Genomic DNA, 23,068 nt, shown 5'->3' with positions numbered 1-23,068 from the left:
CGGCGCATCGACCGTCGGGCTCAGGCCTCGACGCCGAAGAAGCGCTGCAGGCGCTGGATGCCCTCCAGGAGCTCGGCGTCGCCGAGGGCGTAGCTGAACCGCAGGTACCCGCTCGGTCCGAAGGCCTCGCCCGGCACGGCGGCGACCTCCGCCTGCTCCAGCAGCAGCTCGGCGAGCTCGAGGGAGCTCGTCGGCGTCACGCCGTGCCACTCGCGGCCCAGCAGCGCCGTCACATCGGGGTACACGTAGAAGGCGCCCGTCGGGGTCGGCGTGACCATGCCCGGGATGCGGTTGAGCTCGGCGACCGCGACGCGCCGCCGCCGGTCGAAGGCCTCGCGCATGGTCGCCACCGCGTCCTGCGGCCCGGTGAGCGCGGCGAGCGCGGCCCGCTGCGAGACGTTCGCGACGTTCGAGGTCAGGTGCGACTGCAGGTTCGACGCGGCCGCGATGACGTCCTTCGGGCCGACCATCCACCCGACCCGCCAGCCGGTCATCGCGTAGGTCTTGGCGACGCCGTTCACCAGGATGGTGCGGTCGGCGAGCTCGGGCACCGCCTCGACGATCGACACGGCCCGCTCGCCGTCGTAGGTGAGCGCCTGGTAGATCTCGTCGCTGATGATCCAGATGCCGTGCTCGGCGGCCCACTCGCCGATGGCGCGCGTCTGCTCGGCGCTGTAGACGGCCCCCGTCGGGTTCGAGGGGCTCACGAACATGAGCGCCTTCGTGCGCGGGGTGCGCGCCGCCTCGAGCTGCTCGACGGTCACCAGGTAGCCCTGGTCGCTGCCGGCGAAGACCTCGACGGGCACACCGCCGGCGAGGCGGACGACCTCGGGGTAGGTCGTCCAGAAGGGGGAGGGCAGCAGCATCTCGTCGCCCTCGCCGATGATCGTGGCGACCGCCTGGAAGACGGCGTGCTTGCCGCCGTTGGTGATGATGACCTGGCCGGGAGCGACCTCGAGCCCGGAGTCGCGCAGCGTCTTCTCGGCGACGGCCTCGCGCAGCTCGGGCAGGCCCGCGGCGGGCGTGTACCGGTGGTTCCTCGGATCGCGCGCCGCCGCGACCGCCGCCTCCACGATGTGGTCGGGGGTCGCGAAGTCCGGCTCGCCGGCGGCGTAGGAGATGACGGGGCGCCCCGCGGCCTTCAGGGCCTTGGCTTTCGCGTCGACCTTGAGGGTCGCGGATTCGCTGATCGCGGCGATGCGGGCGGAGATGCGGGAGGAGTCGGCGGTCACGCGGCCGAGTCTAGCGACGGGCATCCCCTCATCGCCGGGGCCCGGTTGGACTCGCCCATCGGCGTCACCTACACTGAGGGCGGTAGTTGAACTCTGCCAAGCTTCGTCGCGCCGTTCGTCCGCTCCTGGTCTCACCACCGGATGGCGGCCGGGCCGTCGGAGGCCGGCAGGGGTTCGACCCCGCCGAGGGCGGTGGCTCAATTGGTAGAGCAGCGGTCTCCAAAACCGCAGGTTGCAGGTTCGAGTCCTGTCCGCCCTGCACATGCATCGGCTCGGGGCGACTTCCCACCACACGGTGGGGGGCGCCCCGGGTTCGCTGTTACGGCCGGATGACGATCCGGTACCCGCTGGTGGAAGGTAGTGCGAACGTGGCCAGGAATGTGATCGACGATCCGAACGAGGACATCGTCGCCAAGGCGAAGAAGGACCGCGCCGAGAAGCGCGGGCCGTTCGGCCGCATCGCGCTGTTCCTGCGCCAGGTCATCAACGAGCTCAGCAAGGTCGTCACGCCGACCCGGCGCGAGCTCATCAACTACACCCTGCTCGTGCTCGTCTTCGTGGTCATCATGATGGCGCTCGTCAGCGGTCTCGACCTGCTCTTCGGGTGGGTCGTCTCCTACGTCTTCGGCGACGGCACGGCGGTCACCGGGGGTTAGCGCCCCCGCCCACCGCACGCCTCCCGTCACCGCTCCCAATCGAAAGAAGAACCCCGTGTCTGAGGATCACCGCCGCGACATCGATCTCGCGACCGCCGCCGAGCAGTCGTCCGAGGAGGACGAGGCCCAGGAGGGCAACTCGCTCGAGGTCGACGCCCACGGCGCCGACGCCGCCGAGCACACCGCGATGCACGTCGTCGACGACGAGGAGCCCGATCTCGAGGGCCTGCTCGACGCGCTCGAGACGGCCGCCGACCCCGAAGCCGACGCCGTCGTCGACGATGCGCTCGACATCGACTCGGCCGCCGAGGCCGATGCCGCCGCCGAAGCCACCGACGACGAGTCGGAGCTCGACGCCGAGGAGGCGGAGGAGGTCGAGGTCGACCCCTACGAGGAGTTCAAGATGGAGCTCCGCATGAAGCCGGGCAAGTGGTACGTCATCCACTCCTACGCCGGCTTCGAGAAGCGCGTGAAGCAGAACATCGAGAACCGACGCATCTCCATGAACATGGAGGAGGGCATCCACGAGGTGCAGGTCCCCATGGAGGACGTCGTCGAGATCAAGAACGGCCAGCGCAAGCTCGTCAACCGCGTGCGCATCCCCAGCTACGTGCTCGTGCGCATGGACCTCGATGAGGACAGCTGGTCGGTCGTGCGCCACACGCCCGGCGTCACCGGCTTCGTGGGCAACGCCCACAACCCGACGCCGCTGCGCTTCGACGAGGCCTTCAACATGCTCAAGTCGACCGTGCAGATCGCCGAGGCCCCGGCCAAGGCGGGCGCCGGCAAGAGCGGCGGCGGCCAGCAGCAGCGGTCGATCCCCGCCGAGATCGACTTCGAGGTCGGCGAGACGATCACCATCAAGGAGGGCTCGTTCGCCGGGCTCCCCGGCACGATCAACGAGATCAAGCCCGAGAGCGGCAAGCTCATCGTGCTGGTCTCGCTGTTCGAGCGCGAGACCCCGGTCGAGCTCAGCTTCGACCAGGTCACCAAGCTCTAGCGCTCGCACGATCCCGACCACCGGCGCTCGTCGCCGCATGGTCTAGACTCCCCTGGGCCCTCGAGGCCCCTCACCACTACCGCGGCTCGCAACGGGCGAGCAGGCGGGAGCGCAGCATCCACCGCGGATGCCGCACGACACGAAGGAAGACGACATGGCACCGAAGAAGAAGGTCACGGGCCTGATCAAGCTGCAGATCAACGCCGGCGCGGCGAACCCCGCGCCGCCGATCGGTCCGGCTCTGGGTCAGCACGGCGTGAACATCATGGAGTTCTGCAAGGCCTACAACGCCGCGACCGAGTCGCAGCGCGGCAACGTGATCCCGGTGGAGATCACGGTCTACGAGGACCGTTCGTTCACGTTCATCCTCAAGACGCCCCCCGCGGCCGAGCTCATCAAGAAGGCCGCCGGCGTGCAGAAGGGGTCGTCGACCCCGCACACCGTCAAGGTCGCGAAGCTCACCAAGGAGCAGGTGCGCGCCATCGCCGAGCAGAAGCAGGCCGACCTCAACGCGAACGACATCGCCGCGGCCGAGAAGATCATCGCCGGCACCGCCCGGTCGATGGGCATCACGGTCGAGTAGTCAGCGCCACCCACTCTTTTCCACTCAGCGGGAGAGCCAGCCAGGCTCACGATTCACCGCGAACTCAGCACAGGAGCATGAAAATGGCACAGAAGTCCAAGGCGTACCGCGCCGCGGCCGAGAAGATCGAGGCCGGCAAGTTCTACACCCCCACGGAGGCCGTCACGGTCGCCCGTGAGACCGGTTCGAAGAAGTTCGACTCGACCGTCGAGGTCGCGCTCAAGCTCGGCGTCGACCCGCGCAAGGCCGACCAGATGGTGCGCGGCACCGTCAACCTGCCCCACGGCACCGGCAAGACCGCCCGCGTCATCGTGTTCGCCACCGGCCCCGCGGCCGAGGCGGCCATCGCGGCGGGCGCCGACGAGGTCGGCGGCGCCGAGCTCATCGAGAAGGTCGCCGGCGGCTACACCGCCTTCGACTCGGCCGTCTCGACGCCCGAGCTCATGGGCCAGGTCGGCCGACTCGGCAAGGTGCTCGGCCCCCGCGGCCTCATGCCCAACCCGAAGACCGGCACCGTCACCCCCGATGTGGCGAAGGCCGTCACCGACATCAAGGGCGGCAAGATCGAGTTCCGCGTCGACAAGCACGCCAACGTGCACTTCATCATCGGCAAGACCGCGTTCTCGGAGGACCAGCTCAACGAGAACCTGCGCGCCGCGCTCGACGAGGTCCTGCGCCTCAAGCCGTCGAGCTCGAAGGGCCGCTACGTGCACAAGGGCACCGTCTCGACCACGTTCGGCCCGGGCATCCCGCTCGACGTCAACGCGCTCTGAGCCCGCGCGCGCCCAGCAGCACCCGCAGCATCACGAAGGCCCCGTCGAGAGACGGGGCCTTCGTCGTGCCCGGGCGGTCGGCGTCGGCGCTGGGCGGATAGTGGCCGACGCTACGCGTCGGCCACGTGCAGCACGAGCTTGCCGCGGGTGCGCCCCTCCTCGATGAGGGTGTGGGCGGCGGCGACCTCGGCCAGGGGGAAGACGCGGTCGACGTGCACCCGCAGGTCTCCGGCCTCGATCATGCGCGTCATGACGGCGAGGGTCGCGGCGCTCGGGGTCACCTTGTACCCGGTGGCGCGCATCCCGGCCGCGGCGGCGTCGTCGATGACCGTCGGCCAGCTGCCCGTGGGGGCGTTGACGAGCAGGCCGCCCGGCCGCATCGCGGCGAGCGATCGCGAGCCCGTGCCGTCATGAGTGTTGCCGATGAGGTCGATGACGACGTCGACGCCCGAGACCTCCTCCTCGAAGCGGTGCTGGGTGTAGTCGATGACGCGAGCGGCGCCGAGCTCGCGCACGAACGACAGGTTCGCGGTCGAGCAGGTCGCGATGACCTCGGCTCCGAAGTACGCGGCGAGCTGCACCGCGAGGTGCCCGACGCCGCCGGCACCGGCGTGGATGAGCATCCGCTGCCCCTCGTGCGCGCGCGCCACGTCGACGACCATGCCCCAGGCGGTGAGCGCGGCGAGCGGCAGGGCAGCGGCCTCGTCGAAGCTCATCGAGGGGGGCTTCGGGGCCGCGAAGGCCGCGGGCACGGTCACGTACTCGGCGTAGCTGCCGCCGAATCGCGGCACCATCGTCATGCCGTACACGGGCGTGCCGGGGGTGAGCGGATGAGCCTCGTAGGGCGATTCCACGACGACGCCGGCGAAGTCGTAGCCGAGCACCGCGGGGAACCGCTCGATCGCCGCCGCGACGCCGCGACCCGACCGGGTCTTCGCATCGATCGGGTTGACGCTCGCCGCCAGCACCTTGACGATCAGTTCGGCGTTCGCCCGCACCGGCATCGGAACCTCGGCCGGTCGGAGCACCTCGACCCCGCCGAGCCCCGTCGCCACCATCGCCTGCATCGTCCCCATCGACAACCCCTCCTCGAATCGCGAGCCTCCAGTCAATCGTCCTCGAGCGGCTCGCGTGTTTCGCCCGCGTCACGAGTGTTCGACGAAATCCTCCTCTCGCGCAGGAGTGCCGTTTAGCATCGTCCTCAGCGGCACCGCCGCACTGGACGAAGGACGCCGCCGTGACTCTCACCTTCTCCGCGCTGCGCGCGGTCGCCCTGCTCGCGATCGGGGCCGCGATCGCCGGCCAGATCGTCACCTCGCTCGCGTTCTGGCAGCGCGAGGGGCTCACCGACACGGCGTTCCGGCTGACGAACTTCTTCAGCTTCTTCACCGTCGAGTCGAACGCCGCCGCGGTGGTCGTGCTGACGATGGCGATCGGCGCCACGCTGCTGGGTCGCACGCCGACCTGGCTAATCGTGCTGCGGGCGGCGGTCACGACCTACATGGTGACGACGGGCATCGTCTACAACCTGCTGCTGCGCGGCATCGAGCTCCCGCAGGGCGCCACCCTCGACTGGTCGAACGAGATCCTGCACGTGTGGGGCCCGCTCTACATGCTCGTCGACTGGCTGTTCGGGCCCGGCCGGCGACCGCTCGAATGGCGCGCCATCATCGCGATCGTCTCCTTCCCGCTCGTCTGGGCGGTCTACACGCTCGTGCGCGGCCCGCTCGTGTACGACTCGGTGCTCGACGGCGCCTGGTACCCGTACCCCTTCCTCAATCCCGAGACCTCGGCCAACGGCTACCTCTCGGTCTCGTTCTACGTCATCCTCATCGCGGCCGTCATCGGCCTCGTCGGGGCCAGCGTCGTGCGCATCTCACGGTCGCGCCTCGGGCAGGGCGACCGGGGGGATGCTCCGGCCGAGCGCCGCCCGGCGCGAGCCCGCTGACCCGTGGTCCCGAGCATCCCGGCACCGCGACGCGATGCCGTGCTGGCCCTCCTCGGCGCGGGCCTCGTGCTGGCATCCCTCGTCGTCATCTGGGCGGCGCGCCTGACGGTGCCGCGCGAGCTCTACGTGAGCGAGCTCGGAGCCGATGGCGAGCCCACCGCGCTCGCGTTCGAGGTCGCTCTGCTGCTGCTCGTCGCGGGCGGCGTGCTCATCGCCTGGGCGGTGCGCGACCTGCGCAGCCGCACGCCCGGCCTGCGCGCCGGTCGCCCCGCCGCGAGCCTCGTGGTCGCCTGCGCGGGATTCCTCGTCGCCTCGCAGGTGCCGTGCACGGCGGGCTGCCCGCTCCCCGTCGGGCCGACGTTCACGGTGCAGGACTTCGTGCACACCCTGTCGGCGGTCATCGCCTTCGCGGCCGCCGCATGGGCGATGCTGCAGGTGGCCTTCGCGCCGGGGCACCGCCTGCTGTCGCGGCTGTCGCTCTCGGCGGCCGTCTCGGTGGCGGTCGTGGCGGGCATCGGCGGTCTCCTGTCCCTGCTGCGGTGGAACGACCGCTTCGGCAGTCATCTCGAGCTCGTCGCGACATCGATCGGCATCGGCTGGCTCGTCATCTTCGGCCTCGTGCGGTTCGCCCGCCTCGTCGTGGCGGTGCGCTCCGGGCCCGATGCCTCAGGAGGCTCGGCCACGCCCGCGTAGTCCCCCACATGGAGGACTCGTGGTGTACCCCCGCGAACGGGGGGACGCGCGTGTCCGCATTAAGGGGGACACTCGACCGTGGGGGGGGCAACAGAGTCCCCCACAGTGCGGACACGGCCCGAATCGTGCCGCTCTGATCGACTCGACCCCCGGGAGTCATCATGGAGATCACCATCCCCCTCGTCATCGTCGCGACGATCGCCGCCTTCGTGGGCCTCATGTCCCTCATCGCCGGCCCCTCCCGGCCGCTCACCGAGGCCGAGGCCGATCAGCTGCGCTGAGCCGACGTCGGGTGGCCTCAAAGCCAGCGCATAGGTTCGCGGGGACAATTGAGGCATGCCCGCCGCCGACGCGTCTCTCGACCCCACCGCCACCGCTCGACTGACCCACGCCGACGGTTCGCCCATCCGGGCTCTCGTCGTGGATGACGAGCCCTCGCTCGCCGACCTCGTGTCGATGGCCCTGCGGTACGAGGGGTGGGAGGTGCGCACGGCCCTCACCGGGCAGGACGCCCTGCAGCACGGCCGAGAGTTCGCTCCCGACGTCGTCGTGCTCGACATCATGCTCCCCGACATCGACGGCCTCGAGGTGCTGCGCCGCATGCGAACCGACGGTCGGGACGTGCCCGTGCTGTTCCTCACGGCGAAGGACTCCGTCGACGACCGCGTCGTCGGTCTCACCGCCGGCGGCGACGACTACGTCACCAAGCCGTTCAGCCTCGAGGAGCTCGTGGCCCGCCTGCGCGGGCTCATCCGCCGCAGCGCCATGGTGATCAGCGAGCGCCCCGACCCCGAGCTGCACGTCGGCGATCTCGTGCTCAACGAGGAGAGCTACGAGGTGCGCCGCGGCGAGACGGAGGTCGAGCTCACCGCCACCGAGTTCGAGCTGCTGCGGTACCTCATGCGCAACCCGCGCCGCGTGCTCAGCAAGGCGCAGATCCTCGACCGGGTGTGGAGCTACGACTTCGGCGGCCGCTCGAGCATCGTCGAGATCTACATCTCGTACCTGCGCAAGAAGATCGACACGCTCGGCCCGCCCATGATCCACACCGTGCGCGGGGTCGGGTACCTCATCAAGCCGGCCGCGGGATGATCGACGGCTGGTCGCTGCAGCAACGACTGATCGCCGGCGTCCTCGCCCTCCTCGCCTTCGCCACCCTCGGCATCGGGGTGCTCAGCGTCGTGTTCCTGCGGGCCAACCTCATCGATCAGCTCGATCAGGAGCTGCGCGACACCGCCCAGCGCGTTCAGCAGGTCGCCTCGGGCGCCCCGGGCGACGAGGTCTTCGGCTTCGATGGCCGCGGCATCCCCGTCGAGACGCTCATCGGCGTCGTCGCCTCCGGCGGCAGGGCGAGCGCGGCGTACCTCGACAGCGATCTGCGCGAGCGGCCGCTCACGCGCGGGCAGCTGGAGGTGCTCACCGGCACCGTGCTCGAATCGCCCCGCACGCTCCGGTTCCCCGGAGGGCTCGGCGAGTTCCGCGTGCTCGCCGTGCCGCTCGCCGACGACTCCGCGCTCGTCGTCGGCCTCTCCACCCGCGACGTCACGATCACGATCGCCCGTCTCGGCGCCGTCATCTCCGCGGTGCTCGTGGGCACGCTCGTCGTCGCCGCCGTGCTGGGCCGCGAGGTGGTCAAGGTGGGGCTCCGTCCCTTGCGCCGCATCCGCCAGACGGCCTCCGAGGTCGCCACGCTGCCTCTCGACCGTGGCACGGTCGCGCTCGCCGAGCGCATCCCCGAGCTGCCGACCGACCCCGATACCGAGGTCGGGCAGCTGGGCGGGGCGTTCCGGCGCATGCTCGAGCACGTGCAGTCGGCGTTCGACGCCCGGCAGGCCAGCGAGCAGAAGGTGCGGCGCTTCGTCGCCGATGCGAGCCACGAGCTGCGCACGCCGCTCGCCGCCATCCGCGGGTACTCCGAGCTCACGCGGCGCAGCGGGCACGACCTGCCCGACGACATCCGCCACGCGCTCAGCCGCATCGAGTCCGAATCGGTGCGGATGACCGCTCTCGTCGAGGACCTGCTGCTGCTCGCCCGGCTCGACGAGGGCAGCGCCCTGCGCCGCGATCCCGTCGACCTCGGTCGGGTGCTCGTCGACGCGGTCGCGGATGCGCGGGCCACGAGCAGCGAGCACGAGTGGGAGGTGCGGGTGCCCGAGACGCCGGTGATCGTCACCGGCGACCAGAACCGACTGCATCAGGTGGTCGCGAACCTGCTGGCGAACGCGCGGGTGCACACGCCCCCCGGAACCCGCGTCACCGCGGCGCTCGGGTCGCTCGAGGGGCGCGCCCTGGTCACCATCACCGACACCGGTCCGGGCATCCCGCCCGAGATCATGCCCGTGCTGTTCGAGCGCTTCGCCCGTGCCGACACCTCGCGCTCGCGCGCGACCGGCTCGACCGGGCTCGGGCTGGCGATCGTCGCGGGCGTCGTGGCGGCCCATCGCGGGGAGGTGACGGTCGCCTCGCGGCCGGGGGAGACGGTGTTCCGCATCTCCCTCCCGCGCGAGGATCCCGCGCCCCCGGTACCGCCGAGCCCGGAGTCCGCGGCCGGGCTGGGCGCCCCGCCCAGCACCGCGGGCTAGGCTCGCCGCGGCCCGGGAGCATCCGGTGCCGCGACCGAACACCCGGGAGGCCCCCATGCGCATCGTCGTCACCGGATCGAGTGGCAAGCTCGGCGTCGCCGTGGTCGACCGTCTTCGGGAGGCCGGGCACACGGTCGTCGGCTTCGACTCCCGCGGCGAGCGCGGCACGGGCTTCGTGCAGATCGACATGACCGACTACGGGCAGGTCGCCGACGCGATCGCCGGGGTCGACGAGCGCCACGCCGGCCTCGACGCGATCGTGCACCTCGCCGCGACGCCCGCGCCGGGCCTGCGCCCCGACACCGCCCTGCTGCAGGACAACCTGGCGATGACGATCAACGTCTTCCAGGCGGCCCGCCGCGGGGGGGTGCGCCGCATCGTGCACGCCTCGAGCGAGACGCTGCTCGGCCTGCCGCTCACCGAGGCGCCGCCGTACGCGCCCATCGACGAGGCCGCCGAGACCCGCCCGAACTTCATGTACGCGGTCGGCAAGCACCTCGAGGAGGAGCTGGCGACGAAGCTCATGCGCCTCACCCCGGGACTCACGATCACCGGCCTGCGCTTCAGCAACGTCATGGCGATCGAGGACTACGCCGAGTACCCCTCCTGGCAGGACGACGCGAGCGTGCGCCGCTGGAACCTCTGGGGCTACATCGACCGCCGCGACGGCGCCCAGGCGGTCGAGCGCGCTCTCGCCGTCGAGCGTGACCACTACGCGACGTACATCATCGCCGCGGCCGATACGACGATGCGCCGCGACAGCGCCGAGCTCATGGCCGAGGAGTTCCCCGGCGTGCCGCTCAGCCGCCCGGTCGAGGGGCGCGAGACCCTGCTGTCGATCGACGCCGCGCGCCGCGATCTCGGCTACGACCCGCAGCACAGCTGGCTCGATCACGTCTGACCCGGTCGCGCCCCGCGGCGCGGCGGGGGATGCCCGGCGCACGATTTGCCGCGGGGCCGACCGTGACGTACTCTGGCCTCTGCCAAAGACCGCCGGCTATCGGCGTGCCCGGCTCGAGTGAGAACTCGGGAGGGGACGCCGGTCGAAGGCTCGCTCCTCATCACTGAGGTCGGCGAGGGCCCGCGCAGGTGACACAGAAGAGATCCGCTCCGCATCCCACCCATCGGGTGCGCGGGGCGAAGAAGCTCCGTGCGCCTGCGCCGGAGCTTTCGTCGTTTGCGGCCGGGTTCCCGGGGTCGATGGAGAACACCCACGACAACCGTAAGGAGCACCATGGCGAACAAGGAAGCCACGGTCGCCGAGCTGAAGGAACTCTTCTCCAGCTCGACCGCCGTTCTGCTGACCGAGTACCGCGGTCTCACGGTGGCTCAGCTCAAGCAGCTGCGCACGAACATCGCTGCAGACGCGTCGTACGCCGTGGTGAAGAACACGCTGACCAAGATCGCGGCCCACGAGGCTGGCATCGACTCGCTCGATGACATGCTCGCCGGCCCCTCCGCGATCGCGTTCGTGAGCGGTGACCCCGTCACCGTCGCGAAGGCTCTGCGCGACTTTGCCAAGGCAAACCCCAACCTCGTTGTGAAGGGCGGTTACTTCGACGGTAACCCGCTCGACGCCGCCGAGGTCATGAAGCTCGCCGAGCTCGAGAGCCGTGAGGTGGTGCTGGCGAAGCTCGCCGGTGCCGTCAAGGCCTCGCTGTTCGGTGCCGCTTACATGTTCAACGCGCCGCTGGCGCAGGCCGCTCGCGCCGTTGACGCGCTGCGGCAGAAGCAGGAGTCCGGCAGCTGATCTCAGCTGACCGGTTCACGACGAGAAACAACTAGAAGGAGACAATCATGGCCAAGCTCACCACCGACGAGCTCATCGAGGCGTTCAAGGAGCTTTCGCTCATCGAGCTCAGCGAGTTCGTCAAGAAGTTCGAAGAGGTCTTCGAGGTCACCGCCGCCGCGCCCGTCGCGGTCGCCGCTGCCGCCGGCCCTGCCGCTGCCGCCGAGGAGGTCGAGGAGAAGGATTCCTTCGACGTCGTCCTCGAGGCCGCCGGCGAGAAGAAGATCCAGGTCATCAAGGAGGTCCGCGCGCTCACGAGCCTCGGCCTCGGCGAGGCGAAGGCGCTCGTCGACGGCGCCCCCGCGACCGTCATCGAGGGCGCCAACAAGGAGACCGCCGAGAAGGCCAAGGGCCAGCTCGAGGCCGCCGGCGCCACCGTCACCCTCAAGTAGTCCCCGCCCCGCATCGCGGGGTACCAGGGCGCCGCTCCGATCCGTCGGGCGGCGCCCTTCGGCGTTCCCGGGAGGGCGCGCTCCGGTTCTGCGGATCCGCGCCGTCCTGCGGCGGGATGCCCTCCGCTAGACCCGCGCCGCGGCGGGCTCGCGGCGCACGGCCGTCGAGGTGCGCACGGTCAGCGTCGTCGGCAGCACCAGGTGCTCGGTCGGGGCGGCGACGGACTCGGTCGCGGGGGCGCCCTCGAGCTGGGCGAGCAGCATCTCGACCGCGCGGCGGCCCTGATCGCCCGGGTTCTGCGTGAGGGTGGTCAGTCCGTGCATCTCGGCGAGCGGGTGGCCGTCCACCCCGATGATCGAGAGCTCGGCCGGGATGGCGATGCCCAGCTGCCGCGCGGCTGTCATGATGCCGATCGCGATCTCGTCGCAGCCGGCGAAGATCGCCGTGGGTCGGGTGCGCGGGTCGCCGAGCACGGCGAGCCCGGCCGCGTATCCGCCCTGGATGGAGAAGTCGGCGTCGCGGAAGTCGTCCTCGATCCCGACGCCCGCGGCGTCGAGGGCGCGCCGGAACCCCACGTAGCGCTGCGAGTGCACGCGGAAGTCCATCTGCTCGTTCTGGTCGCCGCCGATGTGCATGATGCGCCTGTGCCCGAGGCTCAGCAGGTGCTCGGTGGCGAGCCTCGCCGTCTCGACGTCGTCGATCGAGAGCGAGGGGATCCCCTCGATGCGCCCGCCGATGCCGACGAGCGGCTTGCCGAGCGCCTCGAGCATCTGCACCTCGTGCTGGCTGAGCGCGATGGCGACCGAGATGACCGCGTCGACGCGCTTGCGCACGAGGAAGTAGTCGAACACCCGGCGGCGCAGGTCGATGTCGGTGCTCAGGCGGTACAGCGTCAGGTCGTAGCCCGCGCGGATGAGCGCCGACTCGATCCCCTCGAGCACTTCGCCGAAGTACCAGCGGTTGATGTAGGGGATGACCACGCCGACGTTGCGCGTGCGACCGGTGACGAGACTGGCCGCGGCCGTCGAGACGACGTAGCCGAGCTCGGCGGCGGCGGCCTCGACGCGGTGGCGGGTGTCGTCGGAGACGTAGCCGCGCCCGCTGAGCGCTCGCGAGGCGGTCGATTTCGACACGCCCGCGATCCGCGCGACATCGGCCAGGATGCTCATGCTGAGGGTCCTCCATCGGACGGGAGCCCGGGCCGCGAGGCACCGCGGGTCGCGCGACGATGCGCGCCCGGCTCCACTACGGCCCGAGTGTAGCCCGATCCGGACCGGTGTGGAACCGGTGCCAGGTGGGAGCGCTCTCTCATGGAACGGTGGGGAACGCCGCCCCGAGGCGGTACCGCGATGCGAACGGTTCGTGAACGGCAACGGATCGGTAACAGCCCGGGGGGCACGGGTTGCGGTCGAGCATCCCGTGACGTACCGTGACTGCTGGAACCGGTTCCCGACCCGGTGGTCATGCCCCTGGCAGGCCGCGCGAACGGGCTGGCTCCGCACCGAGAATCACCACCACCTTCCGTAGCAGAGCGGCTCACCTCCTCATGAGGGGCGCCGTCCTAACCCTCAATGAGGAGGAAACACATGCGTTCCACTCTCCGACGCCGGCTCATCGCGCCGGCCGCGGCGATCGGCGCCCTGAGCCTCGTGCTCGCCGGCTGCGCCGCTGACGAGCCGGGTGCCGGCGGCGGCGACGCCGACTGCACCGAGTACGAGCAGTACGGCCAGTTCGAGGGCGAGACCGTCGAGGTCTACGCCACGATCATCGACGTCGAGGCGGACAACCTGGTCACCTCGTGGTCCGACTTCGAGTCGTGCACGGGCATCACCATCGACTACGTGGGCACGCAGGAGGCGGAGACGCAGATCAACGTGCGCGCCGCCGCCGGGGACGCTCCCGACCTCATGATCATCCCGCAGCCCGGTCTGCTGCAGCGCCTCATCGCCGACGGCTACGTCGTCGCCGCCCCCGAGTCCGTCGAGGCCAACGTCGACGAGTTCTGGAGCGAGTCGTGGAAGGGCTACGGTACCGTCGACGGCACCTTCTACGCCGCGCCGCTCATGGCCAGCGTCAAGGGCTACGTCTGGTACTCGCCGGCCGACTTCGAGGAGAACGGCTACGAGATCCCGACCACGTACGACGAGCTCATCGCGCTCTCCGAGACCATGACCGAGCGCAACGAGGGCCCCTACCGCCCCTGGTGCGCCGGCTTCGGCTCGGGCGACGCCACCGGCTGGGTCGGAACCGACTGGGTGGAGGACCTCGTCCTCCGCGGTGCCGGTCCCGAGGCCTACGACCAGTGGGTCGCCGGTGAGCTGCCCTTCAACAGCCCCGAGGTCACCGAGGCCTTCGACCGCGTCGGCGAGGTCCTCCTCAACGACGAGTTCGTCAACGGCGGCTTCGGCGGCGTCGACTCGATCGTCACCACCACCTTCCAGGACAGCGGTCTCGCCATCCTCGACGGCACCTGCTCGCTGCACCACCAGGCCTCCTTCTACGAGGCCCAGTGGGGCGAGGGCGTGACCGTGGCCGAGGACGGCGACGTCTGGGCCTTCATCACCCCGCCGATCAACGCGGATGACCCCGCCGCGGTCACCGGTGGTGGCGAGTTCGTCGGTGCCTTCAACGACAGCGAGGCCACCGCGGCCGTGCAGACCTACCTCTCGAGCGACCTGTGGGCCAACAACCGCATCTCGCTCGGTGGCGTCATCTCGGCCAACCAGGGTCTCGACCCGGCCAACGCCCAGTCGGACCTCGCTCGCCAGTCGATCGAGATCCTGCAGGGTGAGGACACGGTCTTCCGGTTCGACGCCTCCGACCTCATGCCCGCCGCCGTCGGCACCAGCTCGTTCTGGACCGGCATGGTGGACTGGATCGGTGGAGCCTCCACCGACGAGGTGACGACCGCGATCGACAGCACGTTCCCGTAACCCTCGGGTTGCCCAGCTCCATGAGCTGACCCGACCGGCCCGTCGGAGGATTCGTCCTCCGGCGGGCCGGTCTCTCAGGTAGCGTGAACGAGAACCAATGGAGGTTTACCCCTATGAGAGGTTTGTCGGAGTTCTGGTCCGATCTCTTCGAGAAGTTCGGCCTCATGATCCTCGGCCTCGCCGTGTTCGCGGCGGTCGTCGGTCTCATCCTCTTCCTCGCCGACAGGGCGCCCAAGAAGGGGCGTGACGTCTGGCAGCTGCTGGCCTTCGTGGCTCCCGCGCTGCTGCTGCTGCTCGTCGGCCTCATCTACCCCGCGGCGCGGACGGCGACCCTCGCCTTCTTCGACCGCACCGGGCGCGAGTTCGTCGGCCTCGACAACTTCGTCTGGATGTTCACGCAGCCCGACATCCTCCTCGTCATCGGCAACACGCTGATCTGGGTGGCTCTCGTCCCCACCCTCTCCACGGTGATCGGCCTCGCCTACGCGATCTTCATCGACAAGAGCAAGGGCGAGAAGGTCCTCAAGTCGCTCGTGTTCATGCCGATGGCCATCTCCTTCGTCGGCGCCGGCATCATCTGGCGCTTCATGTACGAGTACCGCCAGGAGGGCTTCAGCGAGCAGATCGGTCTGCTCAACCAGATCCTCGTCTGGCTCGGGCAGGAGCCGCAGCAGTTCCTCGTCGACGCTCCGGCGAACACCTTCTTCCTCATCATCGTGATGGTCTGGATCCAGACCGGTTTCGCGATGGTCCTCCTCTCGGCGGCCATCAAGGGCGTGCCCGTCGAGATCATCGAGGCGGCCCGTCTGGACGGCGCCAACGCCTGGCAGCAGTTCCGCAACGTGACCCTCCCGGGCATCCGCGGCACCCTCGTCGTCGTCATCACGACCATCTCGATCGCCACCCTCAAGGTGTTCGACATCGTGCGCGCCATGACGGGTGGTCAGTACGACACCTCGGTCGTCGCGAACGAGATGTACACGCAGGCCTTCAACCGCGGCGAGCAGGGCTACGGCTCCGCGCTGGCGCTCATCCTGTTCCTCATGGTGCTGCCGATCGTCGTCTACAACGTGCGCGTCATGCGTCAGCAGAAGGAGATCCGATGACCGACGTGACCGACAAGGCCGAGGCGAAGCTCGACCGGCCGCTCGGGCAGAAGAACGAGGCGCGCGCCGAGGCGCGGGCCGCGAAGAAGCTGTCGAAGGCCGCCGAGGCCCAGCAGAAGCTGACCTCGCCGGGCGCCACGATCGCGGCGATCATCATCGCCGTGATCTGGACGATCCCGACCTTCGGGCTCCTCGTCTCCTCCATCCGCACGCCCGACGAGATCCGCTCCAACGGCTGGTGGAACATCTTCGTCAGCCCGAGCTTCACGCTCGACAACTACGCCGCGGTGCTCACCACGCAGGGCGCGAGCTCGGCGAACCTCGGCTCGTACTTCGTGAACTCCCTCGTCATCGCCATCCCGGGGGCGCTGTTCCCGATCATCCTGGCGACGATGGCGGCGTACGCGTTCGCCTGGATCAAGTTCCGCGGCTCGGGCGCGATCTTCGTGCTCATCTTCGCGCTCCAGATCGTGCCGCTGCAGATGGCGCTCATCCCGCTGCTGCAGATCTTCTCCGGCGTTCTCGGCATCAGCGGCACCTTCCCCGCGGTGTGGATCGCGCACACGATCTTCGGCCTCCCGCTGACGATCTTCCTGATGCACAACTTCATCGCCGAGATCCCGGGCGAGGTCATCGAGGCGGCGCGGGTCGACGGCGCGAACCACACGCAGATCTTCTTCCGCATCATCATCCCGCTCGCCCTGCCGGCGCTCGCCTCGATCGGCATCTTCCAGTTCCTCTGGGTCTGGAACGATCTTCTCGTCGCGCTCGTGTTCTCGGGCGGCACGGCCGATGTCGCACCGCTGACGCAACGATTGGGCGAGCTCGTGGGCAACTTCGGGCGCAACCAGGAGCGACTGCCGGCGGCGGCGTTCATCTCGCTGGTGATCCCGCTCATCGTGTTCTTCAGCCTGCAGCGCTACTTCGTGCGCGGCCTGCTGGCGGGCTCGACCAAGGGGTGATCAGCGCGCGCTGATCAGCCGCAACGCTCACGAGAGGCCCGAGGGGGAGCATCCCCTCGGGCCTCTCGGCGCGTGCACGGCGACCCGGCTCTAGGCTCGGCGCGTGAGCATGGGGATGGGCGGAGGCCGCCGCGGCGGCCGGGTGTCGAGCAGCGACGCGGCCGCCCAGCGGGCCGAGAACGCCGCCGCGCCGCGCATCCCGAATCTGCTCGGCCGCATCGCGGAGCTCTTCGCTCCGCACCGGCCGATGATCATCGTGACCATCGCGCTCGTGCTCGTGAGCGCGGCCCTCAGCGTGCTGCCGCCACTGCTGACGCAGCGCGCCTTCGATGAGGGGCTGTTCCCGCCCGGGGGCGAGCCGAACGTGCCCGTGCTGCTCATGCTCGTCGGCGTCATGCTCGCGCTGTGGGTCGTCAGCGCCGGGCTCGGCATCGCGCAGACCTACCTCACCGCGACGGTCGGCAACGCCGTCATGGCGCGGCTGCGGGTCAGGCTCTTCGACCACCTGCAGGCGATGGAGCTCGCCTTCTTCACCCGCACGAAGACCGGCGTCATCCAGTCGCGGCTGCAGAACGACGTCGGCGGGGTCGCCGGCGTGCTCAACAACACCGTCTCGAGCGTCATCGGCAACACCGTCACCGTGCTCGCCGCGCTCGTGGCGATGCTGCTGCTGAGCTGGCAGCTGACCCTCGTGGCCATCGTGCTGCTGCCCGTGCTCGTCGTGGCGCAGCAGCGCGTCGGCCAGGTGCGCGCGCGCATCGCGACGAAGACGCAAGAGTCGCTGAGCGACATGAGCGCCATCACGCAGGAGGCCCTGAGCGTCTCGGGCATCATGCTCGCGAAGAGCTTCTACCGGCAGGGCGCCGAGGTCGAGCGGTACCGGGCCGAGAACGACACCCAGCGCGGGCTGCAGGTGCAGCTGCAGATGAGCGGGCAGTGGTTCTTCGCGCTCGTCAACGTGTTCCTCAGCGTCATCCCCGCCATCGTCTACCTCGTCGCCGCCTGGCTGCTGCAGCAGGACGTTCCCGTCACCGCCGGCACGATCGTCGCCTTCACGACGGTGCAGGCCCGGCTGACCTTCCCGCTGCTCGGGCTCATGCGCGTCGCCCTCGACCTGCAGACCTCGGGCGCGCTCTTCGCGCGCATCTTCGAGTACCTCGACCTGACGCCCGCCATCAGGGCGAGCGACGACGCCCGCCCCGTCGACCCCGCGCAGGTGGGGCGCATCCGCTTCGACGACGTGGTCTTCCGGTACCCGGATGCTCCCGCCGACGCAGCTCCCACGCTCGACCACGTCTCCTTCCAGGTCGAGCCCGGGCAGTTCGTGGCCTTCGTCGGCCCGAGCGGGGCCGGCAAGACCACGGTCTCGTACCTCATCCCGCGCCTGCACGAGGCGAGCAGCGGCCGCGTGCTCTTCGCCGGAGCGGACGTGCGCGAGCTCACCGAGGACAGCCTCATCGCGCAGATCGGCATCGTGAGCCAGGAGACCTACCTGTTCCACGCGACCATCGCCGAGAACCTGCGCTACGCCAAGCCCGAGGCGACCGACGATGAGCTCGCGGCCGCCTGCCGGGCGGCGAGCATCCACGACACGATCGCCTCGTTCCCCGACGGCTACGACACCGTCGTGGGCGAGCGGGGCTACCGGCTCTCGGGCGGCGAGAAGCAGCGGGTCGCGATCGCGCGGGTGCTGCTCAAGGATCCGCCGGTGCTCATCCTCGACGAGGCGACGAGCGCGCTCGACTCGGTGTCGGAGCGCGTCGTGCAGGGCGCCCTCGACTCGGCCGCCCGCGGGCGCACGACCATCGCGATCGCGCACAGGCTGTCGACCGTCGCCGGGGCCGACGTCATCCACGTGCTCGACGCGGGCCGCATCGTCGAGAGCGGCACCCACGGCGAGCTGCTCGAGCGGGACGGCATCTACGCGCGCCTGATCGCCGAGCAGTCGACGGAGTTCCGGCCGGCGATCGCGCCGAGCGAGCCGGAGCCGGTCGAGCCGACCGTCTAGCCCGGCGCTCGAGCTGCGTCCCGCGCATCGGCGCGCCCGCGTGGGGGGACTCGATGCCCGTCGCCCATGCGGCGCGACGTGCGGAAAACCGGCCGTTGCGCGCTTCGCACCGGCGTACTCGCTGCGGCTCTGCGCGGAACCCGCGGCCCTCAGTGTCGTCGGGGTCGCGCCAGGAGGTTAGGAGCGCGCCTCCAGCAGCTCGGTCATGTAGTCGATCTCCTTCTGCTGCAGGGTCGCCGCGCCCGTGGCGAGCGGCGTGACGAGCGGGTCGTCGCTGCGCTCGAGCACGGCCTCGGCCATCTCGACGCCGCCCTGGTGGTGCGCGATCATGAGCTCGAGCCAGAGGCGCTCGGCCTCGACGCCCTCGGCGCCGCGCAGCTGCTGCAGCTGCTGCGGCGTCGCGAAGCCAGGCATGGTGTCGCCCATCTCCATGCCGGAGTGGCCCCCGTCGTGCGCCTCGCCCTCGCCGTCGAGCGCGGGCCGGGCCATCCACGCCATCTCGGGCTCGCTGCCCGTCTGCGGAAGACCCCAGGCGCTGAGCCAGGCGAACATCTGACCCGCCTGCTGCGACTGCGCCGTGAGGATGTCGAGCGCGAGGAGGCGGATCTCCTCGTCGTCCGTGCGGTCGCGGATGAGGATCGACATCTCGACCGCCTGGTTGTGGTGCGTCTGCATGTCGCGGGCGAAGCCGGCCTCAGCGCTCGTCTCGCCCGGCATCGAGGCCGCGCCCGGAGCGCCGATGCGGCCGAGCAGCACGCCGGCGACGAGAGCGATGAGGATGAGGACGACGCCCGCCCAGACGGCGCGCGCGGTGATGCGCGGCGGCCGCGGCGGGGACTGCGGGTCGCTCGTGGAACTGCCCGACGTCATGCTCAGGAGATCAGCCCCTCGCCCTCGATGCCCTGGGTGCACAGCGCGCCCGGCTCCGGGGCGTTCTGCGACTGGCGGTACTTGGTGATGAAGTCCTGCAGGCGCGGGTCGTCGACGCCGTCGAGGGCGACCTGCGCGCCCCAGGCGCTCGCGACGACGGGACTCTCGAGGCCCTCGAAGGGCGAGACGACCATGTAGGTGCTCGGCACCGAGTCGCGCAGCGTCTCGATCTCGGCCTCGCTCAGCGCGGCCGGGTCGTAGGTGACCCAGACGGCGCCGTGCTCGAGGGAGTGCACCGCGTTCTCGTTCTGCACCGGCTCCTCGTAGATCCCGCAGTTGAGCCACACCTGGTTGTGCGGGCCGCCCGCGGGCGGGGTCATCTCGTAGTCGACGACGCCCTGCACGTGCGTGCCCTCGAGGCCATCGAACTCCTCGACATCGGCGATCTCGATGGTCTCGGGGTCGACCTGGGGCTGCGCGTTCACGATGACGATCGAGACGATGATCGCGATGACGGCGACGCCGCCCACGACGGCGCCGATGATGCCGAGGCGGTTGCGGCGACGCTCGGCGGCCTGCTTGGCCTTGAGGGCGGCGACCTTCTCCTGGCGGCGCTGCTCGCGCTGCTGCTTGACGGTGAGGTTGTCGTTCGGCACGGTGGGGCTCCAGCTCGTCGGGGAGGGGCGGGGCGGCGCTCGCGGCGCGGCAGGCGTCCCCTCAGTATCGCCGATGCGCATCACGACGGGCTGACAGGGTGCGAAGCGGGTGCTGGATGCGCGGCCGCGGGCGAGCATCCACCCCCGGCCCCGCCCTGCCGCACGCCGGTAGGCTCGACGCCATGAAGTACGCGAACTCCGTCGTCGATCTGATCGGCGACACCCCCCTCGTCAAGCTGAACCGGGTGACGGAGGGGATCAGCGCCACCGTGCTCGCCAAGGTCGAGTACTTCAACCCCGGCGGCTCGGCGAAGGATCGCATCGCGACCCGCATCATCGACGCGGCCGAGCGGGAGGGCAAGCTCAAGCCCGGCGGCACGATCGTCGAGCCGACGAGCGGCAACACCGGCGTCGGCCTCGCGCTCGTCGCGCAGCAGCGCGGCTACAAGTGCGTCTTCGTGCTGCCCGACAAGGTCGGCGAGGACAAGCGCAACGTGCTCACCGCCTACGGCGCTGAGATCGTCGTGACACCGACCGCGGTCGAGCCCACCGACCCGCGCTCGTACTACTCGGTGAGCGACCGGCTGGCCCGCGAGATCCCGGGCGCGTTCAAGCCCGACCAGTACTCGAACCCCAACGGCCCGCTCAGCCACTACGAGACCACCGGCCCCGAGATCTGGCGCGACACCGAGGGTCGCGTGACGCACTTCGTCACCGGCGTCGGCACCGGCGGCACCATCACCGGCACCGGCCGCTACCTTCGCGAGATCAGCGCGGGGGCCGGCGAGAAGCGCGTGCAGATCGTCGGCGTCGACCCGCAGGGCAGCGTCTACTCGGGCGGCACCGGCGAGCCCTACCTCGTCGAGGGCGTCGGCGAGGACTTCTGGCCGGCCGCCTACGACCCGACCGTCGCCGACCGCATCGAGGCCGTCACCGACGCCGAGGCCTTCGACATGACGCTGCGCCTCGCCCGCGAGGAGGGCCTGCTCGTCGGCGGATCCTGCGGCATGGCCGTCGTCGGCGCGCTGAACGTCGCCCGCGAGCTCGGCCCCGACGACGTCGTCGTGGTGCTGCTGCCCGATGGCGGCCGCGGCTACCTCGGCAAGATCTTCAACGACGACTGGATGCACCGCTACGGCTTCTCGCACCCCGAGGGCTCGCCGACCGTCGCCGACCTGCTCGGCGCTCCGGCCCGCCCGCTGGCGCACCTGCGGCGCGAGCACACCGTGGCCGACGCCGTGGCGGCGCTCGCCGGATCGGACGGCGCCCTGCCCGTGCTCACCCGCGAGCCCGCGGTGCGCCTGGGCGAGGTGCTCGGCGCGGTCGACGCGCACGGCCTGCTGCGCGCGCTCGCCGCGGGCGAGGCCACCCCGACCGACCCGGTGACCGCGGCGATGGGCCCCACCATGCCCTTCGTCGGCGCGCACGAGAGCCTCGAGGCGGCGCGGACGCGCTTCGCCCAGCGCGGGGCCGGCGGGCGGCAGCCCGACACCCTGCTCGTGCTCGACGGCGGCGACCCCGTCGGGCTGCTCAGCCGCCACGACCTCGTCGCCGCGCTCGCGGACGCCCCCGCCGCCGCCGACCCGGCCGCCGCGACCGACCCGACCCCCGACTCCGGAGAGAACGCATGAGCTCGACCGACCCGCACGCCACCCACGGCTTCTCGACCCGGGCCATCCACGCGGGGCAGAGCCCCGACGCGAGCACCGGCGCGGTCATCCCGCCCGTGCACTTCAGCACCACCTACGCGCAGGACGGCGTCGGGGGCCTGCGCAACGGCTACGAGTACACCCGCGGCACCAACCCCACGCGGGATGCCCTGCAGGTGCAGCTCGCCGCGCTCGAGGGCGGCGCGCACGCCTTCAGCTTCGCCTCGGGCCTCGCCGCGGAGGACGCGCTGCTGCGCGCCGTGCTGCGCCCCGGCGACCACGTGCTCATGGGCAACGACGTCTACGGCGGCACCCACCGGCTCGTGCGCCGGGTCTTCGGCGCGTGGCAGATCGGCCTGACGACGGTCGAGCTCGGCGACCTCGAGGCGACCCGCGAGGCGCTCGAGACGCTGAAGCCCCGCGTGCTATGGCTCGAGACCCCGTCGAACCCGATGATGAAGATCACCGACGTGACGGCGCTCGCCGAGCTCGCCCGCGCGGTCGGCGCCCTCGTCGTCGTCGACAACACCTTCGCCACCCCCTACCTGCAGCAGCCGCTCGCGCTCGGGGCCGACGTCGTCGTGCACTCGACGACCAAGTACCTCGGCGGGCACTCCGACGTGCTCGGCGGCGCGCTCGTCATGAACGACGACGCCCTGGCCGAGAAGGTCGGCTTCCACCAGTTCGCGGCGGGCGCGGTCTCGGGCCCGCTCGACGCCTGGCTGACCACGCGCGGCATCAAGACGCTCGCCGTGCGCATGGACCGCCACAGCGCCAACGCCCAGGCCATCGCCGAGGCCTTCGTCGGCCACCCGGCCGTCGCGCGCGTCTACTACCCGGGCCTCGCCGACCACCCCGGTCACGCCCTCGCCGCCCGGCAGATGAGCGGCTTCGGCGGGATGCTCTCGCTCGACCTCGTCGGAGGGGCCGCCGCCGCGCGCGCCTTCGCCGAGCACCTGACGGTCTTCACGCTCGCCGAATCGCTCGGCGGGGTCGAGTCGCTCGTCAACTACCCGAGCGAGATGACCCACGCCTCGGTGCGCGGCACCGAGCTGGAGGTGCCCGACTCGATCATCCGGCTCTCGGTGGGCATCGAGGACGCCGCCGACCTGGTGGCCGACGTGCGGCAGGCGCTCGACCGGCTGTAGGCACGGCCGGTCGACGCCCGCAGGGGAGGGCTGCCGCGCGGGCGGCCGCGGGGGAGCATCCCGCGGCGAAGCGCCCCGCATCGTGGC

The 23,068-nt window shown here is 70.8% G+C and carries 22 protein-coding genes and 1 tRNA gene; 18 read left to right on the top strand and 5 right to left on the bottom strand.

The window, feature by feature from the left end:
• Positions 1-20: 20 nt before the first annotated feature.
• A complete protein-coding gene (locus OVN18_RS03235; protein ID WP_267781867.1) occupies positions 21-1,232 on the bottom strand; it encodes a pyridoxal phosphate-dependent aminotransferase in 1,212 nt (403 codons plus the stop codon).
• Between the two features lie 186 nt (positions 1,233-1,418).
• Here OVN18_RS03235 and OVN18_RS03230 point away from each other — a divergent pair.
• From OVN18_RS03230 to rplA, 5 genes are all read left to right on the top strand, one after another.
• Positions 1,419-1,491: transfer RNA gene (locus tag OVN18_RS03230), tRNA-Trp, on the top strand.
• 109 nt (positions 1,492-1,600) lie between these two features.
• Positions 1,601-1,888, top strand: a complete 288-nt coding sequence (gene secE, locus OVN18_RS03225) for a preprotein translocase subunit SecE (protein WP_267738135.1) — start codon at positions 1,601-1,603, stop codon at positions 1,886-1,888.
• A gap of 55 nt (positions 1,889-1,943) precedes the next feature.
• A complete protein-coding gene (nusG, locus tag OVN18_RS03220) occupies positions 1,944-2,888 on the top strand; it encodes a transcription termination/antitermination protein NusG (protein WP_267738134.1) in 945 nt (314 codons plus the stop codon).
• A 154-nt stretch (positions 2,889-3,042) separates the two neighbouring features.
• Positions 3,043-3,471 (top strand): 50S ribosomal protein L11, encoded by a 429-nt coding sequence (rplK, locus tag OVN18_RS03215; RefSeq protein ID WP_168916458.1) that lies wholly within the window; start codon positions 3,043-3,045, stop codon positions 3,469-3,471.
• An 83-nt stretch (positions 3,472-3,554) separates the two neighbouring features.
• Complete coding sequence (gene rplA, locus OVN18_RS03210; RefSeq protein ID WP_267738131.1) at positions 3,555-4,244, top strand: 50S ribosomal protein L1; 690 nt, start codon at positions 3,555-3,557, stop codon at positions 4,242-4,244.
• Positions 4,245-4,354: 110 nt separating this feature from the next.
• Here rplA and OVN18_RS03205 read toward each other — a convergent pair whose 3' ends face one another.
• The gene (locus tag OVN18_RS03205; protein ID WP_324287793.1) at positions 4,355-5,320 is read right to left on the bottom strand and encodes an NADP-dependent oxidoreductase; all 966 of its coding nucleotides are present in this window, start codon (positions 5,318-5,320) and stop codon (positions 4,355-4,357) included.
• Positions 5,321-5,481: 161 nt separating this feature from the next.
• Between OVN18_RS03205 and OVN18_RS03200 the strand changes: the two genes are divergently transcribed.
• From OVN18_RS03200 to rplL, 7 genes are all read left to right on the top strand, one after another.
• A complete protein-coding gene (locus OVN18_RS03200; RefSeq protein ID WP_267781866.1) occupies positions 5,482-6,192 on the top strand; it encodes a Pr6Pr family membrane protein in 711 nt (236 codons plus the stop codon).
• Between the two features lie 39 nt (positions 6,193-6,231).
• Positions 6,232-6,885, top strand: a complete 654-nt coding sequence (locus tag OVN18_RS03195) for a DUF998 domain-containing protein (protein WP_267781864.1) — start codon at positions 6,232-6,234, stop codon at positions 6,883-6,885.
• Positions 6,886-7,221: 336 nt separating this feature from the next.
• Positions 7,222-7,977 carry a response regulator transcription factor gene (locus OVN18_RS03190; RefSeq protein WP_267738128.1) on the top strand — a complete coding sequence of 252 codons (756 nt, stop codon included), beginning with the start codon at positions 7,222-7,224 and terminating at the stop codon, positions 7,975-7,977.
• Positions 7,974-9,467, top strand: a complete 1,494-nt coding sequence (locus OVN18_RS03185) for a sensor histidine kinase (RefSeq protein WP_267781862.1) — start codon at positions 7,974-7,976, stop codon at positions 9,465-9,467. Before OVN18_RS03190 ends, OVN18_RS03185 begins: the two co-directional genes overlap by 4 nt.
• A 55-nt stretch (positions 9,468-9,522) precedes the next feature.
• On the top strand, positions 9,523-10,368 hold the full coding sequence (locus OVN18_RS03180; protein WP_267781860.1) for an NAD-dependent epimerase/dehydratase family protein: 846 nt from the start codon (positions 9,523-9,525) through the stop codon (positions 10,366-10,368).
• 333 nt (positions 10,369-10,701) lie between these two features.
• Positions 10,702-11,217, top strand: coding sequence for a 50S ribosomal protein L10 (gene rplJ, locus OVN18_RS03175; protein ID WP_267738125.1), 516 nt, complete (start codon positions 10,702-10,704; stop codon positions 11,215-11,217).
• Between the two features lie 47 nt (positions 11,218-11,264).
• Complete coding sequence (rplL, locus tag OVN18_RS03170; RefSeq protein WP_168916452.1) at positions 11,265-11,648, top strand: 50S ribosomal protein L7/L12; 384 nt, start codon at positions 11,265-11,267, stop codon at positions 11,646-11,648.
• A 126-nt stretch (positions 11,649-11,774) separates the two neighbouring features.
• Here the strand turns inward: rplL and OVN18_RS03165 are convergent, their stop codons facing one another.
• Complete coding sequence (locus OVN18_RS03165) at positions 11,775-12,818, bottom strand: LacI family DNA-binding transcriptional regulator (RefSeq protein WP_267781859.1); 1,044 nt, start codon at positions 12,816-12,818, stop codon at positions 11,775-11,777.
• A gap of 417 nt (positions 12,819-13,235) precedes the next feature.
• On the opposite strand from OVN18_RS03165, the gene OVN18_RS03160 reads away from it, so the two are divergent.
• From OVN18_RS03160 to OVN18_RS03145, 4 genes are all read left to right on the top strand, one after another.
• Positions 13,236-14,582: an ABC transporter substrate-binding protein gene (locus tag OVN18_RS03160; RefSeq protein WP_267738122.1), complete on the top strand. Its 1,347-nt coding sequence runs from the start codon at positions 13,236-13,238 to the stop codon at positions 14,580-14,582.
• A gap of 113 nt (positions 14,583-14,695) precedes the next feature.
• Positions 14,696-15,688, top strand: coding sequence for a carbohydrate ABC transporter permease (locus OVN18_RS03155; protein ID WP_267781857.1), 993 nt, complete (start codon positions 14,696-14,698; stop codon positions 15,686-15,688).
• Positions 15,685-16,650, top strand: coding sequence for a carbohydrate ABC transporter permease (locus tag OVN18_RS03150; RefSeq protein ID WP_267781856.1), 966 nt, complete (start codon positions 15,685-15,687; stop codon positions 16,648-16,650). Before OVN18_RS03155 ends, OVN18_RS03150 begins: the two co-directional genes overlap by 4 nt.
• Before the next feature lie 109 nt (positions 16,651-16,759).
• Positions 16,760-18,658 carry an ABC transporter ATP-binding protein gene (locus OVN18_RS03145; protein ID WP_267782896.1) on the top strand — a complete coding sequence of 633 codons (1,899 nt, stop codon included), beginning with the start codon at positions 16,760-16,762 and terminating at the stop codon, positions 18,656-18,658.
• A 177-nt stretch (positions 18,659-18,835) separates the two neighbouring features.
• On the opposite strand, the gene OVN18_RS03140 is transcribed toward OVN18_RS03145, so the two are convergent.
• Together OVN18_RS03140 and OVN18_RS03135 are read right to left on the bottom strand one after the other, a co-directional pair.
• Positions 18,836-19,528, bottom strand: a complete 693-nt coding sequence (locus tag OVN18_RS03140) for a DUF305 domain-containing protein (RefSeq protein WP_267781854.1) — start codon at positions 19,526-19,528, stop codon at positions 18,836-18,838.
• Between the two features lie 2 nt (positions 19,529-19,530).
• Positions 19,531-20,184 carry a DUF3105 domain-containing protein gene (locus OVN18_RS03135; protein ID WP_267781852.1) on the bottom strand — a complete coding sequence of 218 codons (654 nt, stop codon included), beginning with the start codon at positions 20,182-20,184 and terminating at the stop codon, positions 19,531-19,533.
• A gap of 182 nt (positions 20,185-20,366) precedes the next feature.
• Between OVN18_RS03135 and OVN18_RS03130 the strand changes: the two genes are divergently transcribed.
• Complete coding sequence (locus OVN18_RS03130; RefSeq protein WP_267781851.1) at positions 20,367-21,815, top strand: cystathionine beta-synthase; 1,449 nt, start codon at positions 20,367-20,369, stop codon at positions 21,813-21,815.
• Positions 21,812-22,981 carry a cystathionine gamma-synthase gene (locus tag OVN18_RS03125; RefSeq protein ID WP_267781849.1) on the top strand — a complete coding sequence of 390 codons (1,170 nt, stop codon included), beginning with the start codon at positions 21,812-21,814 and terminating at the stop codon, positions 22,979-22,981. The genes OVN18_RS03130 and OVN18_RS03125 overlap by 4 nt, the downstream gene beginning before the upstream one ends.
• Positions 22,982-23,068: the final 87 nt, after the last annotated feature.

The organism is Microcella daejeonensis (assembly GCF_026625045.1).
GTDB classification, from domain to species: domain Bacteria; phylum Actinomycetota; class Actinomycetes; order Actinomycetales; family Microbacteriaceae; genus Microcella; species Microcella daejeonensis.
This window is presented reverse-complemented; position numbering and strand designations above follow the sequence as displayed.

Excerpts from the sequence above, each read along its gene's own strand:
- rplK (WP_168916458.1), top strand. The coding sequence starts at position 3,043 with ATGGCACCGAAGAAGAAGGTCACGGGCCTGATCAAGCTGCAGATCAAC.
- OVN18_RS03145 (WP_267782896.1), top strand. The coding sequence starts at position 16,760 with ATGGGGATGGGCGGAGGCCGCCGCGGCGGCCGGGTGTCGAGCAGCGAC.
- OVN18_RS03185 (WP_267781862.1), top strand. The coding sequence starts at position 7,974 with ATGATCGACGGCTGGTCGCTGCAGCAACGACTGATCGCCGGCGTCCTC.
- OVN18_RS03205 (WP_324287793.1), bottom strand. The coding sequence starts at position 5,320 with ATGGGGACGATGCAGGCGATGGTGGCGACGGGGCTCGGCGGGGTCGAG.
- OVN18_RS03125 (WP_267781849.1), top strand. The coding sequence starts at position 21,812 with ATGAGCTCGACCGACCCGCACGCCACCCACGGCTTCTCGACCCGGGCC.
- rplJ (WP_267738125.1), top strand. The coding sequence starts at position 10,702 with ATGGCGAACAAGGAAGCCACGGTCGCCGAGCTGAAGGAACTCTTCTCC.
- OVN18_RS03165 (WP_267781859.1), bottom strand. The coding sequence starts at position 12,818 with ATGAGCATCCTGGCCGATGTCGCGCGGATCGCGGGCGTGTCGAAATCG.
- OVN18_RS03180 (WP_267781860.1), top strand. The coding sequence starts at position 9,523 with ATGCGCATCGTCGTCACCGGATCGAGTGGCAAGCTCGGCGTCGCCGTG.
- OVN18_RS03140 (WP_267781854.1), bottom strand. The coding sequence starts at position 19,528 with ATGACGTCGGGCAGTTCCACGAGCGACCCGCAGTCCCCGCCGCGGCCG.
- OVN18_RS03155 (WP_267781857.1), top strand. The coding sequence starts at position 14,696 with ATGAGAGGTTTGTCGGAGTTCTGGTCCGATCTCTTCGAGAAGTTCGGC.
- OVN18_RS03150 (WP_267781856.1), top strand. The coding sequence starts at position 15,685 with ATGACCGACGTGACCGACAAGGCCGAGGCGAAGCTCGACCGGCCGCTC.
- OVN18_RS03160 (WP_267738122.1), top strand. The coding sequence starts at position 13,236 with ATGCGTTCCACTCTCCGACGCCGGCTCATCGCGCCGGCCGCGGCGATC.
- rplL (WP_168916452.1), top strand. The coding sequence starts at position 11,265 with ATGGCCAAGCTCACCACCGACGAGCTCATCGAGGCGTTCAAGGAGCTT.
- OVN18_RS03190 (WP_267738128.1), top strand. The coding sequence starts at position 7,222 with ATGCCCGCCGCCGACGCGTCTCTCGACCCCACCGCCACCGCTCGACTG.
- OVN18_RS03130 (WP_267781851.1), top strand. The coding sequence starts at position 20,367 with ATGAAGTACGCGAACTCCGTCGTCGATCTGATCGGCGACACCCCCCTC.
- rplA (WP_267738131.1), top strand. The coding sequence starts at position 3,555 with ATGGCACAGAAGTCCAAGGCGTACCGCGCCGCGGCCGAGAAGATCGAG.